Source organism: Paractinoplanes ferrugineus (assembly GCF_016862195.1).
In the GTDB taxonomy this organism is placed as follows: Bacteria; Actinomycetota; Actinomycetes; order Mycobacteriales; family Micromonosporaceae; genus Actinoplanes; species Actinoplanes ferrugineus.
This window is the reverse complement of the sequence record NZ_BOMM01000014.1, coordinates 208,829-224,201: the sequence shown is the minus strand read 5'-3', so window position 1 is coordinate 224,201 and position 15,373 is coordinate 208,829. Positions and strand designations below refer to the sequence as shown.

The following is a 15,373-nucleotide window of genomic DNA, read 5'->3' as shown; positions in this document are numbered from 1 at the left end:
CTTTTTCTTTCGCCTTTGAGACTCCTCCGGTCGGCGCGGGTGGACCCGGGCCCGAACTCCCGTCCTGGCAGGACCAAAGTCCCGGTGGCGCAAACCAGGACGGGCAGCCACTCCGCCAGGGGCCGATGGTGGCGAAGATCAGGCGCGCTTGCGTTCCAGCAGGGTGATGCCGAGCAGCAGGTAGTTCCAGCGTTGCACCGGCTGGTAACCGTCGGTCAGGCGCTTGCGCTTGGCGGGATTCATGTTCGCGTACGGGTCGGCGCTGTTGTCGACTCGCACCACCCAGATCCGGGGCGGGTTGCCGAGGCAGGTCGCGCCGGGGCACTCGGTGGCGAGGAAGCGGCCGTCGGTGCGCTGTGGGCTGGTCATCAGCACGTCGGGCGGGCGGGGCGTCGGCAGGTAGCGGTTGTAGATGTCGCGGGCCGCCCACGGGATGCTCGGGTGGGTGTCGGGGAAGACCACCACGTCGCCGGGGCGGTAGAGCGGGTGGATCACCGAGTAGATCTTCTCGGAGTCCTCGGAGTGGCCGTTCGGGGCCCGCGAGTCGAGTTGGTAGGGCCAGCCGACCAGAGCCAGCAGCAGCACGACGACGGCCGAGGGGCGGGCGCCGAAGCGCATCGCAGCCGCGGCGGCGAGCACGGCGAGGGCGGGCAGGGCCACGAGCACGTAGCGGGCCGCCCAGATCGGCTGGACCAGTCCCACGACGAACAGCAGCAGGATCGGCACGAAGCCGGCGGCGGCCAGGGTGGCGGTCCTGGGCGCCGCTCGCACGCCCAGGATGGCCAGGCCGAGCACGATGCCGGCGACCGCGCCGGACATGAAGATGCGCTCGGGGACGAGCTTCATCAGGTTGAGCGTCAGCACGCTGATCCACGAGAGCTGGTTGCGCTGGCCGTTGCCGAGTGCGGTCAGCACCAGGGCGGGCAGGCCGCCGAGCAGGGCGGCCGGGCCCCAGTGCAGGGCGGTGCGCCAGTCACGGCGCCAGGCGACCGCCACCAGGTGGCCGGCGAGCACGAGCAGGGCGCTGAGCGGATGGCTGAGCCCGGTCAGGATCGTCGCGCCGGCATAGGCCGCGGCGCGCAGCACGGTCGGCCGTTCGATCAGGCGCGTCAGGCAGAGCGTGGCGAGCGTGGCGGCGAACACGACGAGCGCGTAGGAGCGGGCCTCCTGGGCGTACCGGGAGGTGACCGGCAGCAGAGCGTAGATCAGCCCGGCGAACAGGCCGACCCATGGGCCGCCGAGGCGGCGGCCCAGCGCCGTCGTCAGCAGGACGGTCGCGATCATCGCGAGCAGAGCGGGAAGGCGCAGGGCGACCGTCGAGGTGCCGGCGATCGAGGTGTACGCCTTCATCGCCGCGTAGTAGGGGGCCAGCACGATGTCGACGTTGCCGGTCAGTTCGCGCAGCTGCGTCCAGCTGAGCCGGGCGGCACCCCAGGTGGCGAGCTCGTCGGCCCACAGGGCGGGCACGGTCAGCCGCCAGACGCCGAGCGCGGTGGCGACCACCGCGGGCAGCACCCAGAGGAGCCCGGCGAGGCGGGTCTGCTCGACCGGCGGCGGGGTGGCCGTCCAGGGGGTTTCCGGCTCCCGGACGACGATCTCCGTCGGCGCTTCTGACCAGGTGATACTGCTGGTCTCCGGGGGCCGCGTGTCCATCGAAGAGGAATAGTAGTCCGTCGTCGTGCCGAGCTCGGTGGTCAGTGCGGCCGACTCACCCGAAGAACTCCTGGATCTGGGTGAGGGTCAGATAGCCCTGGTGTTCCCTCTCGCCCGGCCGCTCGGGCAGGTGTTTGGTGGTGACCGCCACCTCCGGCACGTCAGCCGGCAGGCTCGGTACGTGCGGCGTCGGCGGCAGCCCGGGAAGCGACATGGCCTGCCTGATCACCTCGAACATCGACAGCACCTCGGTGGCCGCCCGGGCCGGCAGGTCGGCGTCGCCGGACGGCAGGGCGCAGGTGAAGTTGGCGCGCAACCGGTCGTTGAAGCGGCGGATGTCGGCGCTGGGACGCAGGTGGTCGAGCCGGCCCTCGGCGACTATGCCCAGCTCGCAGGCGGTCAGGCCGGACCGCAGCCACCAGGAGCGCCAGCCGGGGTCGGCGTCGAGGGTCAGTGCCACGTGCCGCAACGCGATCATGAAGTCCTGCGGTGCGTGCGGTTCGCCCGTGGTGGTGCCCATGTGCGGGTGCAGCCAGGAGTTGCCCCAGGCGGTGACGTTGGAGCCGGGGCGGGTGCCGACCGCGGTCCGGTGCTTGACGTCGGTGCGGGTGGAGGTGCGGTAGGCGCGCTCGGCGACCGGCAGCAGGTGGGCTCCGGGGGCGAGATGGTCGGCGAAGTCCCGGAAGGTCTGCTCGTCCATGACGGCATGCTGTCATCAGTGGCGCGCCGGGGAGCGAAGGCGAAAACGGCACGTTCGAGTTATTTGCCACATTTACCGGCGAGTAATGAGCGCTTCGTCACCGCCGGAGCGCCGGTTCATAAGCTAGTGATATAAAAATTGAGTGCGGCATACAGATAACCCTTCGCCGGTGGACGTGGCCATCGCCGGCGGCTTCGAGCGCTTCTACGAGGTGCTACGCCGGCTCACCCCGCGATCCGAGCTGAGCCTGACCGCGGCCTCGACCCTGCGCCGGCTCGAGCGGTCGGGCCCGCACCGGCTCTGCGAGCTGCACGTTCCCGAGGGGGTCAGCCAGCCCGCGATGACCCAGCTGGTCACCCGGCTGGAGAAGGAGGGCCTCGCGAGCCGGGGCAGCGACCCCGACGACGGGCGGGCCGTGGTCGTCACGATCACCGAGGCCGGCCGGGAAGCCGTGGCCAAGCGCCGCGAGGGTCGCACCCGGGCCCTGTCCGCCCTGCTGGAACAGCTTCCGGCGGAGGACCACGCGGCCATCGTGGCGGCGTTGCCCGCGCTGGAGCGGCTCGGCGAGCTGATCACCGAACAGTCGATTTGAGGGGCTCACTTTGATCACGGTCGACCACCCCCGGTACAAGTGGATCGCGCTGTCGAACACCACGCTCGGCAACCTGCTCGCGACGATCAACTCGTCGATCGTCCTGATCTCGCTGCCGGCGATCTTCAAGGGCATCCATGTCAACCCGCTCGACGCGGGCAACGTCAGCTATCTGCTGTGGATGCTGATGGGCTACATGCTGGTCACCGCGGTGCTGGTGGTCACGCTCGGCCGGCTCGGCGACATGTACGGCCGGGTCAAGATCTACAACGCCGGCTTCGCGATCTTCACGATCACCAGCGTCATCCTGTCGCTCGACCCGTTCGACGGGGGCGGCGGCGCGATCTGGTTGATCGGCTGGCGGGTGCTCCAGGCGGTCGGCGGCGCGATGCTGATGGCCAACTCGGCCGCGATCATCACCGACGCCTTCCCGGCCGAGAAGCGTGGCATGGCGCTCGGCGTCAACATCGTCTCGGCGCTGGCCGGCTCGTTCATCGGTCTCGTGCTCGGTGGCCTGCTCGCCGAGTGGGACTGGCGCTCGATCTTCTGGGTCAACATCCCGCTGGGCGTGCTCGGCACCATCTGGGCGTACCGGTCGCTGCACGACACCGGCCAGCGCCGCCCCGCGAAGATCGACTGGTGGGGCAACGCGACGTTCGCGATCGGCCTCACGGCCGTGCTGGCCGCGATCACCTACGGAATTCAGCCGTACGGCGGCCACACCATGGGCTGGTCGAACCCGTGGGTGCTGACCGGCCTGATCGGCGGCGCGGCGGTGCTCGTGGGGTTCGGCGTCATCGAGACCCGGGTGCCGGAACCGATGTTCCCCCTCAAGCTGTTCAAGAACGTCGGCTTCACCAGCGGTAATGCGGCCAACCTGCTGGCCAGCGTGGCCCGCGGCGGCCTCCAGTTCATGCTGATCATCTGGCTCCAGGGCATCTGGCTGCCGCTGCACGGCTACGACTACGAGTCGACCCCGCTGTGGGCCGGCATCTATCTGGTCCCGATGACTATCGGCTTCCTGGCCGCCGGTCCGCTCGCCGGCTACCTCTCCGACAAGTTCGGGCCGCGCCTGTTCGCCTCCGGCGGCCTGCTGGTGATGGCGGTCTCGTTCGTCGGGCTCCTGCTGCTGCCGGGCGACTTCAACTACGCCGTCTTCGCCACCCTGATCTTCATCAACGGCCTGGGCGGCGGCCTGTTCGCGGCGCCGAACACGTCCCTGATCATGTCGAGCGTGCCGGCCAACATGCGCGGCGCCGCCTCCGGCATGCGGGCCACCTTCCAGAACGCCGGCCAGGTGCTCTCCATCGGCGTCTTCTTCTCGCTGATGGTGGCCGGCCTGGCCGACTCGCTGCCGGGAACGCTCAGCACCGGCCTGTCGGCCCAGGGCGTACCGGCCCAGACCGCGGACGCGATCGCCCAGCTGCCGCCGGTCGGCACCCTGTTCGCCGCGTTCCTGGGCTTCAACCCGATAGGCGAGTTGCTCGGCCCGACGGTGCTGGGCGCCCTGCCCCCGGCCAACGCCGCGACCCTGACCGGTCTGCAGTTCTTCCCGCGTCTGATCGCCACCCCGTTCCACGACGGCCTGGTGATCGTCTTCTGGATGGCCATCGCGATGGCCGTGGTCGGCGCCCTGCTCTCGCTGCTGCGCAGCCGTAAGGCCCCGACCGCGGCAACCGGGACGGTCGCGACCGGGTTCGTGGCCCACGAGGCCGAGGTCAAGGCCGAACTGGCCGACGCGCAGCCGTTCACTCCCGCGACGGGCGTCGCCGAGCCGCTCGATCACGCGAAGCCGTAGCGCTAGGCAGTGGCGGCGTTCAGCATGTGCTCGGCCATCTGGCGGGAGAGCGTGGCGGCGCCCGGCTGCTTGTCCATCCGGGCGCCGACCGAGGCGCCGTCGTAGAGGATCATCAACTGGTCGGCCAGGGCCGGCGGGTCGGGGACGCCGGCGTCGCGGGCCAACTCGGTGAACAGGCCTCTGGTCCACGCGCGGTTGGCGTTGGAGACCTGTTCGACGGCGCCGCCCTCGGCCACCGACTCGGCGCTGGCGTTGTAGAAGGGGCAGCCTCGGAAGCCGGGCGTGGCGGTCAGGGCGCCCAGCACGTCGAAGACGCCGAGCAGCCGGTCGCGCGGACTCTCGAACCGCTCGAGGCCGGCCAGGATCCGCTGCCGCCGGATCTGGTGCCGGTTTTCCAGATAGGCCCGGACCAACTCCTCCTTGCTGCCGAAACAGCTGTAGAGGGAGGCCTTGGCGACCCCGGCGCGCTCGATGATCCGGTCGATGCCGACCGTGTGCACGCCCTCGGCGTAGAAGAGCTCGTCGGCGGCGGTCAGCAGGCGCTCGCGGGCGGACGGCTTGCGCCCGGTGCCGCGGGCGGTGGTGGTGGGTGACGCGGGTGACATGGCTTGACGATACCAGACAGGTCTGTCTAGTCTCGGCGAGTCAGACAGACCTGTCTGTCCGAAGAATCGGGGGAGACATGACCACCCTTGCCGAAGCGCCACCCGCTGTCCGCGGAAAGCGGTTGTCTCACCCGGTCGCGTTCGCGGCCATCGCGGCGATCTTCGTGACGTTCGCCGCCGCGTCCGCCGCGCCGTCCCCGCTCTACGTCGTCTACCAGCACCTCTGGGGCTTCTCGGCGACGACGCTCACCGTCGTCTTCGCGGTCTACGTGGTCGGCCTGATCGGGGCGCTGCTCACGCTCGGCGCACTCAGCGACCACGTCGGGCGCCGGCCGGTGCTGGCCGCGGCGATCGCGCTCGAGGCCGTTTCGCTGGTGTTGTTCCTGGCCGCAGGTGATGTGACGGTGCTGCTCGTGGCTCGGCTCCTGCAGGGCATCGCCACCGGTGTCGCGCTCACCACGCTCGGCGCCGCCCTGGTCGACCTCAACCCGCCGCACGCCCCGGGCCGGGCCGGGCTGATCAACGGCATCGCCCCGGTCGCCGGGCTGGCCGTCGGCGCGCTCGGCTGCGGCGCTCTCGTGCAGTTCGCCCCCGAGCCCACCCACCTGGTCTGGGCGCTGCTGCTGGCCGCCATGGGGTCGGCCGCGATAGTGGTGGCGCGGATCCCGGAGACCTCGGCCCGGCGTCCCGGCGCGGTCGGTTCGCTGGCCCCCAAGCTGGGAGTTCCGGCCCGGCTGCGGGGTGACGTGCTCGCCCTCACGCCGATCATCGTGGCGAGCTGGGCGATCGGCGGGCTCTACCTCTCGCTCGGTCCGTCCGTGGCGGCCGGTGTGTTCGGGCTGACCAACCACCTGGTCGGCGGCTTCGTGGTGACGCTGCTGTGCGGCACCGGCGCGATCACTTCGTACGCCATGCGCAAGCTCCCGACCCCGCGCGTTCTCACCGTGGCCGCCGCCCTGCTCACGGCCGGCTCGCTGATCAGCGTCGCCGGACTGGAGTGGTCGAACGTCTGGGTCGCGGCGGCCGGCACGGTGATCTCCGGGGTCGGCTTCGGCGCCTCCGCCCTCGCCTCCTTCGGCACGCTGGCGTTGCTGGCCGCGCCGCACGAGCGGGGTGAGCTGCTCGCAGTGGCGCTGACCATCGCGTACACCGCCTTCAGCGTCCCCGCGGTGATCGCCGGTCTCGCGGCAACCAGTGAGGGTCTGCACCGCACCGCGTTGGTCTACGGCTTGGTCGTCGCCGTGCTCGGGGCGGTGGCGACACTGGCCCAACGGCTGAGGTCACGAATCGGATAAACGGCCCATCTTTCGTGAAAACCGGCGTGGGCGGTCCTGAAGAGGGCCGCCCACGCCGCAGCATATGGGGGCAAAACCTATATGGAGGGCTTGAGGATGCGGAGAAGACTTCTGGCGGCGGCGGCCGCGCTTGCCGTGGCGGCGAGCGGTGCGGTGGCGACCGGGGCCGGTGCGCAGGCCCGGCTCAAGCCCGGTTACCCGAAGCTGACCTGGACGACCTGCACCGACTCGTCGCTGCTCAGCCGCAAGGCCGAGTGCGGCTTCGTGACGGTGCCGCTGGACTACAAGAAGCCGGACGGCGAGACCATCGAGCTGGCTGTCTCGCGGATCAAGCACACCGTCCCGGAGAAGCAGTACCAAGGCATCATGCTGGTCAACCCGGGTGGACCGGGCGCCAAGGGTCAGGGACTTTCGGTGATCGGGTCGCTGGTGCCGAAGGAGGCCGGCAGCGCGTACGACTGGATCGGTTTCGACCCGCGCGGGGTCGGCGCCAGCAAGCCGTCGCTGAGCTGCGACAGCGACTACGCCGGCTACAACCGGCCGGAGTACGTGCCGACCACCACCGCGATCGAGACGGCGTGGCTCAAGCGCACCGAGAAGTACGCGAAGGATTGCGCCGCGGCCGGTGGTGAGCTGCTCGACCACCTCCGCACCCAGGACACCGTGCGTGACATGGAGAGCATCCGCCTGGTTCTGGGCGCGACTCAGATCAACTTCTACGGCTTCTCGTACGGGACCTACCTGGGCCAGGTCTACTCGACGATGTTCCCGTCCCGGGTGCGGCGGATGGTGCTCGACGGCAACGTCAACCCCACCCGCGTCTGGTACGACTCGAACCTCGACCAGGATCTCGCGTTCGACAAGAACATCAAGATCTACTTTGCCTGGGTCGCCAAGTACGACCGGATCTACCACCTGGGCCGCACCGGCAAGGCAGTCGAGCGGCTCTACTACAGCCAGCGGGCGCGACTCGCCAAGAAGCCGGCCGGCGGGAAGATCGGCTCGTCCGAGTTCACCGACGTGCTGTTGCAGGCCGGCTACTACGTCTTCGGCTGGGAGGAGATCGCTCAGGCGTTCTCCGACTGGGTGCGCAAGCGCGACCCGGAACCGCTGAAGAAGCTCTACGACAAGAACAATTCCCTGGAGGCCGGCGGCGACAACGGGTACGCGATGTACCTCGCCACCCAGTGCTCCGACGTGCAGTGGCCGCTGAGCTGGACGAAGTGGACTTCCGACAACTGGGAGACGCACCGCCGGGCGCCGTTCGAGACCTGGGCCAACGCCTGGTACAACGCGCCGTGCCGAACCTGGGCCGGCAAGCCGGGCATCCCGACCACCGTCTCCGGCGAGACCGTGGCGCCGATCCTGCTGATCAGCGAGACGTTCGACGCGGCCACCCCGTTCAGCGGCAGCCTCGAGGTGCGCAAGCGGTTCCCCCGTTCGGCCCTGGTCGAGGGCGTCGGCGGCACCACGCACGCCGGCTCACTGTTCGGTGACGAGTGCGTCGACAACACGATCGCCGACTACCTCGCCACCGGCGCGCTGCCCAAGCGCAAGGCGGGCGAGCGGTCCGACAAACGGTGCGAGCCGGTGCCTGCGCCGGAACCGGGCAGCGGCCCGGTGGACGGCAAGGGCAAGCGGGCCGAAGCCGACCCCGCGCGGGCCGCACTGGAGCGGGCGATGATCCAACGGTGACGATCCGGCCGGCCGGGTGAGCCGCACCACCTCCCGGCCGGCCGGCGCTCCGCAGCGGCTAGACTCGATCACGCGAAGGGGAGTAGCTCCCAACGTCGCGGTCGACATGCTGACGCTCTCGGGCGTCCGGCCGCGCGGCCTCCGATTTCGGGGGCGAGCGAGACCTTCGACTTGGCTGTGCTTTTCACGACGGCCGGGTCGGGGTCGCCTTGGGCACACTTCCTCCCGGTCACGATGAGACCGGGAGTTTTTCTTTGTCTGGATTCCTCGCCGCGCTGGTGCTCAGCTTCGCTGTCATCTTCGTCGCCGAACTCGGCGACAAGTCGCAGCTCATGGCGCTGACCTTCGCCACCCGGTTCAAGACAGTGCCGGTTCTGATCGGCATCACGATCGCGACCGCGGTGGTGCACCTCGTCTCCGTCGGCATCGGCTACGGCCTCGGCGCCACCCTGCCGACCGGCTGGATCTCGCTGGTCGCGGGCATCGCGTTCCTGGCCTTCGGCGCCTGGACGCTGCGCGGCGACAAGCTCACCGACGACGAGAAGACCAAGGCCGAGCGCACCACCGGCTCGGCGATCTGGGCCGTCGGTGGTGCCTTCTTCCTGGCCGAGCTCGGCGACAAGACGATGCTCGCGACGATCACGCTGGCGACGCAGCACGGCTGGTTCGGCACCTGGGTCGGTTCGACGCTCGGGATGGTCGCGGCCGACGCGCTCGCCATTCTGGTGGGCCGGCTGCTCGGCAAACATCTTCCGGAGAAGGCCATCAAGTGGGGCGCCGCCGTTCTCTTCGCTATCTTCGGCATCTGGTTGATCGTGGAAGCGATCATCGAACTGCGATAGGGAGCTGCCGTGCTGCTGTACCGGGCGGAGCTGGACGCGGACCTCACCCTGACCGGTGGCGGCCACCTGCAGGCGCGGGGCCTGCTGGTGGAGGTGCCGCACGCCGACGTCACCCGCCCCGAGATCGCCGCCTGCCTGGTCACCTCGCTCGGCCTGCGCAACGTCGATCGGGTCGCCCTCACCGCGGTGCGGATCTTCGGTGCGCCGGCGACGATCAAAGGCCGGAGCGAGAGCCGGATCGAGTACGTCGAACTCAGTCACGTCATCGAGTCGGGCATGACCACCTACCCCGGTCTGCCCGCCCCGGTCATCTCCGCCTACCGCACGTGGGCCGAGTCACGGGCGGCCTACGCCGAGGGCACCGAGTTCAGCTTCGACCGGATCGACCTGATCGGGCAGACCGGCACCTATCTGGACAGTCCCCGGCACCGCTACGTCGACGGCGCCGACCTGGCCGGCATCCCGCTCGGCCGGCTCGCCGACCTGCCCGCCGTCGTGGTCCGGCTGGTCGGCGCCGAGCGCCGGGGGATCGACGCGGCCGACCTCGAGCCGTACGTGGTGGCCGGCCGGGCGGTGCTCCTGCACACCGGCGCCGACCGGCACTGGGCGTCCGAGCGGTACGGCGTCGACTCGCCGTTCCTGACCGAGGCCGGCGCCCGCCTGCTGGCCGACCGCGGAGCCGCCCTGGTCGGCATCGACGCGGCCAACCTCGACGACGCGGTGCCGGGTGGGGCGCGGCCCGCGCACAGCGTGCTGCTGGCCGCCGAGATCCCGATCGTCGAGCACCTCACCAACCTCAGCGAACTGCCGCCGCTCGGCGCCCGGTTCACGGCCGCGCCACCGCGGATCGCCGGCTTCGGGACCTTCCCGGTGCGGGCGTTCGCGACCATGCCGTGGTTCGAGCCGCACGATCACACCCGCTCGGCGGGTTGGCTCCCCACCTCGGCTCAGCAGTGACCGAGACTGAGCCATGACCGAAACTGGCACGGCCGTCGCGATGGCGGCCATGCAGTTCCAGCGGGGCGACCCGGACGCGGCGGCCGACCTGCTGGGCCCGGTGCTCGCGGCCGAGCCGGACAACCTGCGTGCCCTGGTGCTGATGACCCACGCCCAGCTCGCCCGCAAGGAGCCGGTGCTCGCCTACGAGGTGGCGCTGCGAGCGGTCGAGGTGGCGCCCGACTCGGCCGAGGCCCTCGGCGCGCTCAGCCGGGCCCTGACCGGGCTCGACCGGCACGACGAGGCGATCGAGGTGGCGCAGCGGGCCACCCGGCTCGAACCGGACAACGCGTACCGGCACAACCGGCTGGCCTGGGCCCTGCTCGGCGACGGGCGGCGGGCGGTGGAGGCCGAGCAGGCGGCCCGGCTCGCGGTTCAGCTCGACCCGAACGAGGCGGACTTCCGGATCACCTACGCGATGGTGATGAAGCAACTCGACTACACCGACCGGGCCCGGCAGGCGCTGCGGGACGCGCTCGCGATCGAGCCCGACAACGCGGTCGCCCAGCACGAGCTCGCCACCCTCGACGTGGTGCACCGCAATCCGTTCGCGCTGGGCCGGCTCGCCCGGGGGGCCAGCGGACTGGCCGGGGCGCTGCGCTCCGACCCGCGCCAGCAGGCCAGCCGGTTCATGCTCGACGTGGCGCTGCGGCGCTTCCTGGTCTACACGGCGGTGCTGCTCGCGGTGCTGGCGTACGTGGGCTGGCGGATGACCGAGTTCTCGGTGTCCGGCGCGCGCCTGCTGGCGGGCGGGTCGGCGCTGGTCACGATGGGGTTCGCGGCCTACTTCGTGGCTCGGCTGGACCGCTCCCTGCGTACGTACCTGATGAGTGTGCTCACCACCGGCCGGCAGCGGATCGCGGCGATCGGCTTCGCGCTCTGCCTGCTTCTGCTGCTCAGCGCGACCGTCGCGCCGGCCGGATGGCTCGCGTGGCTGCTCGGGGCGGCCGCCCTGGGTGGGTTCGCGGTGCGGTTGCTCACCGTCTCGGCCACCAACGCGCATGTCCGGGCGGCCGGGGTCGGCGCGCCGGTGGACCGGGTCACGGTGGTGCTGTGGTGGGTGATCATCTCCTGCATGGTCGCGGCGATCCTGCTGCAGATCGGCACCACCGACGCCGCCTGGTGGTTCTCGGTGGCGGCGTTGACGCTGGTGGCGGCGGCCCTGGTGTGCCTCGCGGTGATCGTGCGGCGGCGTCGTGCCCGACGGGAAGCTTTCCGGGGAATCCGCAGATGAATTGCGGCATTTCGCCGAGAATGGGCGAGTGACCCCCTCGACCGAGCAGACCCCCACGACGCTGGGCATCGCCCGCGCCGCGGCCCTGTTCGAGCGACTGGACGTGCCGAACGCGATCGCCATGCTGGAACCGGTGCTGGCCGCCGACCCGGGCTCGCTCGACGGGTGGCACCTGATGGCCCGGCTGCGGCTCGCCGCCGGCGAGGCCGCCGCCGCGTTCGACGCCGCCGGCCGGGCGATCGCCCTCGCCCCCGACAACCCGCGGTCGCTGGCCACCGCGAGCCGGGCGCTGTCCCTGCTCGGGCGGCACGAGGAGGCCGTCACGACGGCCTACCGGGCGGTGATCGCCGAGCCGATGAACCCGCTCTGGCACGACCGGGTGGCCTGGGCGCTGATCGCCGCCGACCGCCAGTTCGCCGACGCCGAGCAGGCCGCCCGCACGGCGATCGGCCTCGACCCGAACGAGGCGCACTACTACTTCACCCACGGCGTGACCCTCGACGCGATGGGCCACGTCGACCAGGCCCGGCAGGCGCTGCTGACCTCGCTGAAGATGGAGCCGGACAACCCGATCGCCCAGCACCGGCTGGCCGTGCTCAACGGCGAGGCGGCCCGCGAGCCGGAGCCCCGCAAGCGCGGCTGGCGGCCCTTCAAACGGCGCTAGCTAGCGGGTGTAGGTCAGCAGGTCGAGGTCGTTCAACGCGGCCGGCTCGAGGGCCTGCACCAGCAGTTTCCGGTTGGCCGAGAAGAGCGAGAGGACCGTGCCGTCCGCGGTGCGGCTGCGCACGAGCAGGTTGCCGTCGGGGTTGAACACCGCACCCACCACGCTGCCGGCCACCGCGATCGGCTCCAGGTCGCCGGTGTTCGTGTCGATCACGGCGTCAGCTGTGTCCGGACTCGTCGTGCCGAGGTCGCCGGTGGTCGCCAAGGGCGCCGTCACGTGGTCGCCGGTCGCGTCCACGCTTGTCGGCTTGCAGGCGGCCAGGCCGTCCGGGTTGTCCACCGGCTGCCGGTCGCCGAGCACCGGCACGGTGGCGTCGGAGTCGGCGGTGGCGACCCGCAGCGAGCAGTGCGCGGTCGCGTAAACCAGCTTGGCCCCGTCGCCCGACCAGCGGAAATGTTTTCCGTCGGCGAGTCCGCCGGGCAGCGGGGTCAACATGCCGGAGTCGACCTGCAGGATCGCCGGACCGCTCGTGACGACGAGCAGGCGGTCGCCGGCCGGGGACCACACCGGAGCCTGGGCGGCGGTGCGCACCCCGGTGGCCAGCCGCCGGTTGCCCGGGCTGCCGGTCTCGCCGACCATCAAAGCACCGTCCACGGCGTAGGCGATGCGGCTGCCGTCGGGCGAGATACCGACCGCCGACGGGGCGGCCGACAGCACCGTCTCGGTGCCGCCCCGGCCGGGTGACAACCGCACGACGTCGGGCGGGGTGGTGGTCTGCTGATAGAAGACGTGGCCCGGGAGGTCGGTGAGCGATCGGGACTTCGGGGCGGCGGTGGTCGCGGCGACCCTCGGCTGATCCTTGCGGCGGGCCGGGGGGCGGGAACGGTCGCCGGCCGGGCGCTCCGGACCCGACGAATGCGGAATCGCGGTCGGGGCCGGCCACGGCTCCCGATCCACCGTCGGCGCCGGTGCCGACGGTGCCGCAGACGAGTGCCGGGCGAGCGGAGCGGCGTCGTCGGAATCCCGCGACGGGAGCCGTCCCAGGCCGCTGACCAGCAGAGCGAGCACGGCCAGCGCGGCCACGGTGCCGACCGCGGCCTCCCGGTGGGCGATGCGGCGGGAGCGGTGCACCGCCCGGGCGTACAGGTCGGTGCGAGTGACCTCGTCGGCCAGCTCGTGCAGGGAATCGCGCAGGTGGTCGGTCATCGCGGCGGCTCCCGCGTCAGCACCCGGAGGTCGGGCAGGAGCGTGCGGAGGCGGTCGAGCGCGCGGCCGGTCTGGGTCTTGACGGTGCTCACCGAGACGCCGAGGACCTGGGCGGCCTCGGCCTCGGTGTGGTCCTCGAAGTAGCGCAGCACGATCACGGCGCGTTGCTTGGCGCTGAGCGCGAGCAGGGCCCGGCGCAGGGTGAGCCGCTGGACGGCGGCCTCGGCCGGGTCGTCGATCCGGCCGGCGCCGGCCGGCAGAGTCTCCGCGGGGATCTCGGCCACCCGCGGCCGGCGCCAGAAGGACACCTGCGCGTGGTACATCACCTTGCGGGCGTACGCCTCGGCGTTCTCCGGCTTCGCCAACCGCGACCAGGCGCGATGGGTGCGGGCGAGGGCCTCCTGGACGAGGTCCTCGGCGAGGTGCTGATCCCCGGTCAAGAGGTACGCCGAGCGCAACAATGCGTGGGTCCGGGTGCGGACGAAACGCGCATAGTCGGCCTCGCGGGCGTCCATCAGATGTCCGATCGAGGGGTGTTGGGAGACGTGAGCGTACTCACGCGGGTCAAGCACCGCGCTGCCCGTCACGTCCCCCTCCGATCGATCGCCCCAGCAATCGAAACCCCTGCCGATCGATGCCTCCCCGTGTGGGCACCGCCCGGCACAGATCAAGACGCGAATCGGCGAGCGGGTGGCCGACACCCGTTCGGCCGATTCTTGGCGTCCGCCGAACGGTCAGGCCGGGCTAGGGTCGGTCGTATGGCTCGTCCTCGCATCGTGATCGTCGGCGCCGGGTTCGCCGGTTTCGCGGCGGCCCGTGAATTGGCCAAGTTGTCCCGTGGCGGCGCGGACATCGTGGTCGTCAACCCGACCGACTATTTCCTCTACCTGCCGTTGCTCCCCGAGGTGGCGACCGGTCTGCTCGAACCACGGCGGGTCACGGTGCCGCTGGCGACCGCGCTGCCCGGCGTACGGGTGGTGCTCGGCACGGTGGAGACGTTCGACCTCGACGGGCGCTCCGTCACGGTGCGCGACCCCGAGGGCGGCAAGCGCACCCTCGGTTACCACAAGCTGGTCATGGCGATGGGCAGCGTCAACAAGCTGCTGCCGGTGCCCGGCGTGGTCGAGCACGCACACGGCTTCCGGGGCCTCTCCGAGGCGCTCTACCTGCGTGATCACCTCACCCGGCAGATCGAGATGGCGGCCAACGCGAGCGACGAGGCGGAGCGCCAAGCCCGCTGCACGTTCGTGGTGGTCGGCGCCGGCTACACCGGCACGGAGGTGGCGGCCCAGGGCGTGCTCTACACCGAGGACCTGGTCAAGCCCTATCCCAACCTGCGCGGCAGGCCTCGCTGGCTGCTGCTGGACACCGCCGAGCGGGTGCTGCCGTCGCTTGACGGGCGGCTGGCCGACGCCGCCGACCAGGTGCTCGAGCAGCGCGGCGTCGAGGTGCTGATGAAGACCAGCGTGGCCGAGGCGACCTCGGCCGGGGTGCGGTTGTCCACCGGCGACTTCGTGCCTTCGCGGTCGCTGATCTGGTGCGTCGGCGTGCGGCCGGACCCGCTCATCGAGAGCCTGGGGCTGCCCACCGAGCAGGGCCGGCTGGTCGTCGACGAGTTCCTGTCGGTGCCGGGTCATCCGGAGGTGTACGCGATCGGCGATGCCGCCGCGGTGCCCGACCTGACCATGCCGGGGCAGATCACCGGGATGACCGCGCAGCACGCGACCCGGCACGGCACGGCGGCGGCGCGGAACATCGCGGCCTCCTACGGGCACGGGCGCCGGCGTGCCTACAAGCATCACGATCTGGGCTTCGTCGTCGACCTGGGCGGGCTCGACTCCGCCGCCAACCCGCTTCATCTGCCGCTTCGCGGCCTACCCGCCAAGGTGGTGACCCGCGGTTACCACCTGCTGTCGATGCCGGGCAACCGGACCAGGGTGGCCAGTGACTGGCTGTTGGACACAGTGCTCGGCCGGCACGGCGTGCAGCTGGGTCTGATCCGGGGCCAGTCCGTGCCGTTGGACAGCGGTAAGCCGATAAGTCAGGGATGACTCGGCGGTTGGCGGCGCTGTTGTTGCCTCGGATATAAGCCT

The 15,373-nt window shown here is 71.2% G+C and carries 14 protein-coding genes; 9 read left to right on the top strand and 5 right to left on the bottom strand.

The annotated features are described in order from the left end of the window. Positions 1-138: 138 nt before the first annotated feature. Positions 139-1,653 (bottom strand): glycosyltransferase family 39 protein, encoded by a 1,515-nt coding sequence (locus Afe05nite_RS10585; protein ID WP_203816819.1) that lies wholly within the window; start codon positions 1,651-1,653, stop codon positions 139-141. Between the two features lie 55 nt (positions 1,654-1,708). Continuing rightward, on the bottom strand, positions 1,709-2,353 hold the full coding sequence (locus Afe05nite_RS10580; protein WP_239117708.1) for a hypothetical protein: 645 nt from the start codon (positions 2,351-2,353) through the stop codon (positions 1,709-1,711). A gap of 169 nt (positions 2,354-2,522) precedes the next feature. Between Afe05nite_RS10580 and Afe05nite_RS10575 the strand changes: the two genes are divergently transcribed. Together Afe05nite_RS10575 and Afe05nite_RS10570 are read left to right on the top strand one after the other, a co-directional pair. Further along, a complete protein-coding gene (locus Afe05nite_RS10575) occupies positions 2,523-2,945 on the top strand; it encodes a MarR family winged helix-turn-helix transcriptional regulator (protein WP_203816818.1) in 423 nt (140 codons plus the stop codon). A 10-nt stretch (positions 2,946-2,955) separates the two neighbouring features. Then, positions 2,956-4,743 carry an MFS transporter gene (locus tag Afe05nite_RS10570; protein WP_203816817.1) on the top strand — a complete coding sequence of 596 codons (1,788 nt, stop codon included), beginning with the start codon at positions 2,956-2,958 and terminating at the stop codon, positions 4,741-4,743. Between the two features lie 2 nt (positions 4,744-4,745). Here the strand turns inward: Afe05nite_RS10570 and Afe05nite_RS10565 are convergent, their stop codons facing one another. Continuing rightward, positions 4,746-5,348, bottom strand: coding sequence for a TetR/AcrR family transcriptional regulator (locus Afe05nite_RS10565; protein WP_203816816.1), 603 nt, complete (start codon positions 5,346-5,348; stop codon positions 4,746-4,748). A gap of 77 nt (positions 5,349-5,425) precedes the next feature. Between Afe05nite_RS10565 and Afe05nite_RS10560 the strand changes: the two genes are divergently transcribed. The 6 genes from Afe05nite_RS10560 (at position 5,426) to Afe05nite_RS10535 (ending at position 12,074) form a co-directional block, all read left to right on the top strand. Continuing rightward, entirely contained in the window at positions 5,426-6,643 is a 1,218-nt protein-coding gene (locus Afe05nite_RS10560) for an MFS transporter (RefSeq protein WP_203816815.1), read from the top strand. Between the two features lie 96 nt (positions 6,644-6,739). Continuing rightward, positions 6,740-8,338 (top strand): alpha/beta hydrolase, encoded by a 1,599-nt coding sequence (locus Afe05nite_RS10555; RefSeq protein ID WP_203816814.1) that lies wholly within the window; start codon positions 6,740-6,742, stop codon positions 8,336-8,338. A 254-nt stretch (positions 8,339-8,592) separates the two neighbouring features. Next, on the top strand, positions 8,593-9,180 hold the full coding sequence (locus Afe05nite_RS10550; RefSeq protein ID WP_203816837.1) for a TMEM165/GDT1 family protein: 588 nt from the start codon (positions 8,593-8,595) through the stop codon (positions 9,178-9,180). A gap of 9 nt (positions 9,181-9,189) precedes the next feature. After that, a complete protein-coding gene (locus Afe05nite_RS10545; RefSeq protein WP_203816813.1) occupies positions 9,190-10,137 on the top strand; it encodes a cyclase family protein in 948 nt (315 codons plus the stop codon). A gap of 13 nt (positions 10,138-10,150) precedes the next feature. After that, a complete protein-coding gene (locus Afe05nite_RS10540) occupies positions 10,151-11,410 on the top strand; it encodes a tetratricopeptide repeat protein (protein ID WP_203816812.1) in 1,260 nt (419 codons plus the stop codon). Between the two features lie 28 nt (positions 11,411-11,438). Then, on the top strand, positions 11,439-12,074 hold the full coding sequence (locus tag Afe05nite_RS10535; RefSeq protein ID WP_239117707.1) for a tetratricopeptide repeat protein: 636 nt from the start codon (positions 11,439-11,441) through the stop codon (positions 12,072-12,074). Here Afe05nite_RS10535 and Afe05nite_RS10530 read toward each other — a convergent pair whose 3' ends face one another. Then, entirely contained in the window at positions 12,075-13,280 is a 1,206-nt protein-coding gene (locus tag Afe05nite_RS10530) for a TolB-like translocation protein (RefSeq protein WP_203816811.1), read from the bottom strand. It lies immediately after the preceding gene. Next, entirely contained in the window at positions 13,277-13,795 is a 519-nt protein-coding gene (locus tag Afe05nite_RS10525; RefSeq protein WP_203816835.1) for a SigE family RNA polymerase sigma factor, read from the bottom strand. The genes Afe05nite_RS10530 and Afe05nite_RS10525 overlap by 4 nt, the downstream gene beginning before the upstream one ends. Positions 13,796-14,038: 243 nt before the next feature. Here Afe05nite_RS10525 and Afe05nite_RS10520 point away from each other — a divergent pair, with 243 nt between their 5' ends. After that, the gene (locus tag Afe05nite_RS10520; protein ID WP_203816810.1) at positions 14,039-15,331 is read left to right on the top strand and encodes an NAD(P)/FAD-dependent oxidoreductase; all 1,293 of its coding nucleotides are present in this window, start codon (positions 14,039-14,041) and stop codon (positions 15,329-15,331) included. Positions 15,332-15,373: the final 42 nt, after the last annotated feature.